Source organism: Vibrio sp. 1069, from assembly GCF_033340555.1.
The window spans coordinates 1-797 of sequence record NZ_JAWOWP010000254.1; the positions used below are offsets into that span (position 1 = coordinate 1).

Consider the following 797-nt stretch of genomic DNA (forward strand, 5'->3'; position numbering starts at 1 on the left):
CCAGTTTGTTCAAAAATATCGTCTTTATCAACGCCTTTTTCGATGAGTGAGAATGCTCGCTCCGGAGCTTCTCCAAACACTTTATAAAGTCCCTTAACTTCCAGTATGGGATCCATGTTAATTGTCCTTTGTTATGTGTTTATCACGAGTTAACGCTTTGTACTCTAATTAAATTGGTAAAAGTTTTCAAATGATTGACTTGGCTTATTGGTGTTCTGTGATCATATTTTTCGTAGTAATGAACTTTCATTGTTTTATTGATAAATCATTTTAAAACATTTGGTTATGAATGTTTTTGTTTGTGCTTTTAGGCGATAAATACGACGTTGAATTTATTTCTAAGTTTTTAATACATATCGGCACAGTAGAGTTGCATATTTGTTGTTCAGTATTTAGAGACTGGAAGAATAGCAAAATGGTTAGAGTTCAAACTTGTTCCTGAAAGAAACAAACATAACATGATGAGGTAAGCAGAAGTCTTAGCGTTATCTGTTGCTTATGCGAAATCGAGATGATATTGATCTGGTTACTTTAGGCAACGCATGGAATAAAGAATGGAAGCCGAGCAGTTAGAAGTACTCAATTTCATTAGCCAACATCCTCCTTTCGATGAACTGCCAGAAGAGCAGTTAAAAAAAATCGCCATTCATGCAGAAGTGGCGTATTTCCGTCAAGGTACCGACATCCTCAAATTTGGCGATACGATTCGCGATTTGTATATGGTGCGCAGTGGTGCAGTAGAGATTTACCGACGCAAAGGTGAACTTTATAACCGTATTGATGCTGGTGGCCTGTTC

General features: G+C 36.9%; 1 protein-coding gene. It reads left to right on the forward strand.

Annotated elements, in window-relative coordinates:
• Positions 1-554: 554 nt before the first annotated feature.
• Positions 555-797: cyclic nucleotide-binding domain-containing protein (locus tag R7040_RS25810; protein WP_411978203.1), on the forward strand; the 243-nt coding region annotated here is incomplete at its 3' end.